The sequence below is a fragment of the Veillonella magna DSM 19857 genome (assembly GCF_000428745.1).
GTDB classification, from domain to species: Bacteria; Bacillota; Negativicutes; order Veillonellales; family Veillonellaceae; genus Veillonella_A; species Veillonella_A magna.
The window spans coordinates 36102-43073 of sequence record NZ_AUAN01000015.1 but is presented as its reverse complement, the minus strand read 5'-3'; the positions used below and the strand labels follow the sequence as shown (position 1 = coordinate 43073).

General features: G+C 45.0%; 4 protein-coding genes. 2 read left to right on the top strand and 2 right to left on the bottom strand.

Annotated features, from left to right (window positions below):
* Positions 1 to 172: 172 nt before the first annotated feature.
* Positions 173 to 1765 carry a peptide chain release factor 3 gene (locus tag G344_RS0106075; RefSeq protein WP_028255427.1) on the bottom strand — a complete coding sequence of 531 codons (1593 nt, stop codon included), beginning with the start codon at positions 1763 to 1765 and terminating at the stop codon, positions 173 to 175.
* 191 nt (positions 1766 to 1956) lie between these two features.
* Between G344_RS0106075 and G344_RS0106070 the strand changes: the two genes are divergently transcribed.
* Positions 1957 to 4347: a DNA topoisomerase 3 gene (locus G344_RS0106070; protein WP_028255426.1), complete on the top strand. Its 2391-nt coding sequence runs from the start codon at positions 1957 to 1959 to the stop codon at positions 4345 to 4347.
* A gap of 107 nt (positions 4348 to 4454) precedes the next feature.
* Here G344_RS0106070 and G344_RS10835 read toward each other — a convergent pair whose 3' ends face one another.
* Complete coding sequence (locus G344_RS10835; RefSeq protein WP_071838100.1) at positions 4455 to 5411, bottom strand: LysR family transcriptional regulator; 957 nt, start codon at positions 5409 to 5411, stop codon at positions 4455 to 4457.
* Between the two features lie 247 nt (positions 5412 to 5658).
* On the opposite strand from G344_RS10835, the gene G344_RS0106060 reads away from it, so the two are divergent.
* Entirely contained in the window at positions 5659 to 6894 is a 1236-nt protein-coding gene (locus G344_RS0106060; protein ID WP_028255425.1) for an alpha/beta hydrolase, read from the top strand.
* The last annotated feature ends 78 nt before the right edge of the window (positions 6895 to 6972 follow it).

Below are 6972 nucleotides of genomic sequence, written 5' to 3'. Positions count from 1 at the left end.
CATCCAGTCAAGATTGCGAATGTCGTTAGTGATTAGAAAAATAGAATTGTAGTTATGAATGCAAAAAGACCAACCGTGATAGCTATGAAGAATGCTCTTCGTTAGACCGGGCTTCAAAGAGCTATCACGGTTGGTCTTACTTTATAAAAAATATTTTTCTAATCACTAACGCTTACGCTTCGTTGAGTGGTGGAGTTTCAAGGAACGTTATGTCCGGATTACGTTCCACGACCCAACCCATTTGCCATTCGTTACTGATAAGGATAACAGTTCGGCCGCGGTTATCGGTAACGGCCATGGCGCTGTCGAGACCTTTCAGCTTACTTATTTCCACATCGCCTTTAACCCAACGGGCAACGCTGTACGGCAAGTTGTTCATCACTAAATCAACGCCGTACTCATTTTTGAGACGATACTGCAATACTTCAAACTGAAGCATACCAACAGCTCCGACGATGAAGGAGTCCATAGCGTGAGGCTGTTCAAAAATCTGTACGGCCCCTTCTTGGGCGAGCTGCGTCATGCCCTTTAAGAACTGTTTACGCTTCATAGTGTCCTTTGGAGTAACGCGAGCAAAAAATTCCGGCGGGAATACAGGGAAGTCACCAAAGGTTACTTTGTGATTGGACGCACAAAGCGTATCGCCTACACCCATCGTACCGGGATCGAAGACACCGATAATATCACCCGGATAGGCTTCGTCGATAATGGTACGTTCCGTAGCGAGAAATTGCTGCGGCTGTGAAAGACGTACGGTTTTACCGGACTGACGATGAAGAACAGACATGCCTTTTTCAAACTTGCCGGAACAAATGCGCATGAACACGATGCGGTCATGGTGATTCGGATTCATGTTAGCCTGGATTTTAAAGACGAATGCAGAAAAATCTTCAGAGGATGCGGACACGGTTTCCTCCAAGGCTTTGCGGTCTGCCGGAGCCGGAGCCAATTCTAGGAATTTTTCGAGGAACGGTTTAACGCCGAAGTTAGTCATAGCAGAGCCGAAGAACATTGGTGTTAACTCCCCGGCGCGGACACGATCAAAGTCGAAGGCATCGCCGGCAATATCGAGAAGCTCAATATCATCGACAAGAGATTGATGCACCTCTTCTCCTAACAACTCGCGGAAGGCAGGGTCGTCTACAGATTCTTTCGTGGAAGCCAATTTTTTTTGACCATGCGTTTCATCTTTGGCGAATAGGTCAACCGTGTGAGTTGCGCGGTCATAAATACCTTGGTATTCACCGTTAATGCCTACCGGCCAATTCATCGGTACCGCCCGAATGCCTAAGGAATTTTCGATTTCCTCCATCAAGTCAAACGGATTGCGTCCGTAGTGGTCGATCTTGTTGACAAAGGTAAAGATAGGAATGCCTCGTTCTTTACAAACGGCAAAGAGTTTTTTTGTTTGTGCTTCTACGCCTTTGGCTACGTCGATGAGCATGACAGCACTGTCGGCAGCCATAAGGGTGCGGTAGGTATCTTCGGAGAAGTCCTGGTGACCCGGCGTATCAAGAATATTGACGCGGCAGCCGTCATAATCAAATTGCAGAACGGAACTGGTTACGGAAATACCACGCTGCTTTTCGATTTCCATCCAGTCGGACACAGCATATTTTTGTGTCTTACGGGATTTAACGGAACCGGCTAAGTGGATGGCACCGCCGTATAGGAGCAGTTTTTCCGTCAACGTCGTTTTACCGGCGTCAGGGTGCGAGATAATGGCGAAGGTACGACGACGCTTCACTTCTTCTAAAAATGTCATTGTGTGTCACCTCATGAAAGTTGTCTATGAAATAGAAATGAGCGGTTACTCGGTAACGACGTATCATTCCTTGTAATTAAACTAGCATTACGATTATATACTACCCATGCGGTATTTGTCATCTTTATATACAACATGAGAACATATGGTGTAGAATATAAAAGATAAATATATAGGTAAAAGGAGAGGTCATGCGACTGTTTATAGCGGAAAAACCGAGTGTAGGGAGAGAGATCAGTAAATATTTAGGGGGAACGCCAAAGCGTGGCGACGGCTTTATCGATCACGGCAATGATGTGGTGACGTGGGCCTTCGGTCATGTGTTGGAACAAGCTGAGCCGGGGGATTATGATGAACGGTATCAACGGTGGCGTGCCGAAGATTTGCCGATAGTGCCGACGGCGTGGAAGCTTTTGGTTACTAAAAGCAGTGCCAAACAGTTTCGGATAATTACGGGGCTGATGAAAAAGGCAGATGTCATTGTCAACGCCGGTGACCCGGACAGGGAAGGGCAACTTTTGATTGACGAAATTTTAGAATACACCGGTAATACGAAGCCGGTGCAGCGCATCTTACTCAATGCTTTGGATGAAAAGTCGGTGCGTGCGGCATTAAGTGATTTACGAGATAACAAGGACTTTTTCAATTTGAAGCAATCCGCCTTGGCGCGGTCGCGGGCAGACTGGCTTATCGGTATGAATTTATCCAGAGCGTATACTTTGGCGCAGCGACGTAAGGGGAATAAGGTAACCTTTCCCATCGGCCGTGTAAAGACACCAACCTTGGCCTTAGTTGTACGGCGGGAACGGGAACTGGAGAATTTTAAGCCTGTAGATTATTATCTGTTAAAGGTGCTGTATGCCCATCCGAAGGGATCGTTCTGGGCTACTTGGAAACCGAAGGATGAACAGGTCGGCCTTGATGCGGACGGTCATGTCATCAAACAAGAGGTGGCGTTGGAACTAGCCAAACGGGTGGCAGCGGATACGACCGGTGTTATCAGTAGCTGCAGTCTCAGCAAAAAGAAGGAAGCCCCTCGTCTGCCCTTGTCGCTATCGGCCTTGCAGGTGGCAGCCGGTAAAGCATACGGCTATGATCCGCAGCAGGTACTCGATACGGCACAAAAGCTATACGAAAAGAAACTCACTACTTATCCCCGCTCGGATTGTGATTATTTACCGGAAAATCAGTATGGAGACCGCACGGCTATTTTACAGCATTTGGCCGCTTACGGTGATGCTACGCTCAGCGCATGGGTGCAGGGAGCCAATCCATCCATTAAGACGCGGGCATGGAATGATAAAAAAATTACCGCCCATCATGCGATTATTCCGACAACGGTAAAAGCAAATAAAGATAGTTTGACGGCGATGGAACGAAACATTTATTTCCTCATTGCCCGTTCGTACATTGCGCAGTTCTACGGTGATCACATATACGAGCAAACAAAAATAACTGTGACGCAAGTGGGCGAAGAATTTGTGGCGTCCGGTCATGTGGTGCTCGATATGGGATGGAAGGCACTCTTTCAGCGTACGACAAAGAAGACAGCCAAGTCGGGAGAAAAAGAGACTGCCGGCGATCAAGATACCGGTGACGGTCGTAGTGATGACGATGATACCCATGAAGGTCACGGTGAAAGTCATGAACTGCCGCGCGTGAAAAAAGGCGATACGGTAACGGTAGAGAACACGGCTATCGATAAGAAACAGACGAAACCGCCTACACGGTTTACATCATCCACCTTGCTACAAGCGATGAAGGAAATTCACAAATATGTGCGCAACGACGAACTGAAAAAACAGCTTAAAGCGGTATCCGGCATTGGTACGGAAGCAACGAGGGCCACTATCATCGGCGAGCTTATCAGTCGTAAATTCATGCGGGAAAGCGGCAAGAAAAAAGTATTGCAGCCGACAGAGCTGGGCTATATGTTGGTAGATGCATTACCGGATGAAATGTTGTACCCTGATGAAACCGCGATATGGGAAGAACGTTTGGCAGATATGAGTGATGGCAAGGGGACATTAGATGCGTTTTTGCGCGATCAAGTGCAATTTTTAACGAGGCTCATCAATAAAGCCAATGAAGGAATCAATGGAGCAGGATCGACTATGCCTGGCGGCTATGGGGTGCCCATGGAAACTACTACCCGCACGATTGAAAGAAATACGATGACTACTGACAGACAGGGCAGTCATCGTGAGGAACAGCCCCATTCGGATATCCCCTGTCCACGCTGCGGTACAGGTCATTTAGTACGGCGACAAGGTAAGTTCGGCACCTTCTTTGGGTGCAGTGATTTTCCAAAATGTCGGTATACGGCAGGTGTCGGTGATGACGGAATGCCTCGCGACAATGACGGTACGGGAGGAACGAACACCACATTTGATTGGCAACCGAATGATGCACAGCTGGCCGATGCCAAGGCGAAGGGCTATGTATGTCCGCGGTGTAAGACAGGATATTTTGTGGCTGCCGGAGAAGGAACGCGTAAACGTTGGATTTGCAGTAATACCGAGCATTGTCGAACTACTTGTGCTGACGTCAATGGTGTGCCCAGCGTGTATGTCGGAAAATAAAAGAAGGAGATACGATAAGTGAGGCTTTTGCCTCGCATATCGCATCTCCTTTTTGCTGTAGCAATTTATTGGCAGTTATTTAGTTATCGTTCTCTTTACCTGAGGTGTTATATATCGGTAAAATCTTTGGTGATTGTCTTTTTAGAGTGAATATTGTTTAAGGACGTACTATTCGAGTGTATGTTCTCTGGTGTCAGTGTATGGCGTAGTTCAGTTAATAATGCAGCGGCTTGTGGTGTAAATTGTTGATACTTTTTCCATATGACTTTTAATGTAGATTGCTTTAAAGGATACAGGGGTCGAAAGCAAAGGTCATAGCCGGGAATATTAGGAATAAGATTGTCGAAGGTAATAGCATAACCTACATGTGATCGCACCATAATAGCAGCATTAAAGATAAGGTTATAGGTGGCGACAACACGTAGTTGGTCAGTATCGTGACCAAACCAAGATGCCATTAATTGTGACAAGCCTTGGCGGGAACAAATAAGAGGTAAGGAACGTAAATCGTCAATCGTGAAATAAGGCTTTTGTGCCAGTGAATCATCAGTACGCAGAATAATACCCCAATGATGAACCATTGGTAGGTCAAGAAAGTTATATTTATCAGTATTGATAAAATCGGATACGAGAGCAAAATCCAATATGCCTGTATCCAATGATTCTGTCAAATCAGAAAGATTACCACTAGTAACATGAAGGCGGATATGAGGATACGTTAGTTGTAGTTTATGAAAGGCGCATGATAGGTAGGAAAACACTTCTGTTTCTGCACTACCAATATGAATTTCGCAACCATCAATAGTATCTAAAGAACGAAAGGCCCGCTCCGTGCGATCAGATAGATTAAGAATTTCTTCAGCCCGTTTTTTTAGAAATAGTCCTGCGTCGGTCAATTTGATAGCATAGTTTGTGCGAACAAAGAGTTGTTGTCCCAATTCATTTTCTAAGTCTTTTAGTTGTTTTGACATAGTCGGCTGAGATACGTGTAACTTGCGGGCAGCACGGGTAATATTTTCTTCGCGAGCTGCTTCTAAAAAATAACGTAATACTCGTAGCTCCATGATAACCTCCTTGGGTTGTGAATAGTCATTGAGGTGCTAGTAGAGAAAAATAATTGAATAGATATATCTTACATCTATATCTTATCATAGATAGTAAATATTTTACATAACTCAGCAATGGATTTACAATACAGCTACAATTGTTAGTGATAACTACGTATGATGAAACTAATAGTGTGTTTCGTTATGTATCGGCTAAAACCATTAATAATAGATGGAATGGTACCGATGAATAAGGAGGCAAATAATGAGAGAAAAACAAAAACGATTAGCATTGGTAGCGGCTATATTGCTTACAGGGCTGTCGGCTATTACCATTAGCGAAGCGGCTAGCCCGGTAACTACTGCTGAAGTAGCTACTGCAACTGTAACATCTACTACAGGTACGGCACCCATTATACCTGTCGCACCAACTGCAAGTAAGACATCTGCAAAGGAGGTTATTAGTCATATGCAAAAGACGAGTATTATACCGCTTGCTCCGGAACAGGATACACGGGTATTCAAAAAAGATACATCTATTATTGTAAAAAATGTACGCTTTACCGATCGGTATGGCTATGAGATTGCAGGTCATTTGTATTTGCCAAAAAATTTTAAAGAAGGTCATACCTATGGTGCTATTGCTGTTAGTGGTCCTTTTGGAGCTGTTAAGGAGCAGTCGTCGGGATTATATGCACAGGAATTAGCGAAGCATGGTTATGTAACCATAGCTTTTGATCCGGCTATGACGGGGGAAAGCGGTGGAGAGGTGCGTGATATGGCTTCACCGGATATTTTTACAGAGGATTACAGTGCAGCCGTAGATTTCTTGGGCTCCCTCGATTTTGTTGATCGCAATCGCATCGGAGCGTTGGGTATTTGTGGTTTGTCTGGTCCGGCTATCACGGCAGCCGTTAACGATACGCGTATTAAAGCCATTGCTACTACGGCTATGTATGATATGTCAGAAAGTATTCGCGATCACTACAAAGGTGATTATTATACTAAGGACCAACGAGAAGCTGTTAAACAGTACCTGGCTAACATGCGTTGGCAGCGTGTGGATACAGGCAAGGAAGCACGAGGACTTCATGAAGTGCCAGTGACAACGGATGGCCAGGCTGTATATGCAGACACTCTCTTCCCGGATGTATTGCCGGCTAATGCAGATTCGGTAACGAAGGAATTTTTTAATTACTATCGTGGACGGGCCTATCATCCGCGAGCTATTAACTCCGCTACCGCATGGAATGTACTGGCTCCCTATGGATTTTTTAACTTTGCTTTAGGTGAGCATATTGAAGAAATCAGTCCTCGTCCAATTCTCTTTATTACCGGCGATAAAGCACACTCAAGATACTTCTCAGAAGAGGCGTATGCCAAGGCTGCAGGACCTAAAGAGCTTATTGTAGTGCCGAATGCCACACATACAGATTTATATGATCAAATTGACAAAATACCCTTTGACCGTTTAATTGCTTTTTACGATAGAAATTTATAGAAGAAGTAGGTTTGTGTGAGATAGTGTGCCGGATAGCTGTAAGTGGAAAGAGTAAGATATATATAGATATGGCAAGAG

Bases quoted from the DNA above. Each gene is read 5' to 3' on its own strand.
- G344_RS10835 (WP_071838100.1), bottom strand. From the start codon at position 5,411: ATGGAGCTACGAGTATTACGTTATTTTTTAGAAGCAGCTCGCGAAGAA.
- G344_RS0106070 (WP_028255426.1), top strand. From the start codon at position 1,957: ATGCGACTGTTTATAGCGGAAAAACCGAGTGTAGGGAGAGAGATCAGT.
- G344_RS0106060 (WP_028255425.1), top strand. From the start codon at position 5,659: ATGAGAGAAAAACAAAAACGATTAGCATTGGTAGCGGCTATATTGCTT.
- G344_RS0106075 (WP_028255427.1), bottom strand. From the start codon at position 1,765: ATGACATTTTTAGAAGAAGTGAAGCGTCGTCGTACCTTCGCCATTATC.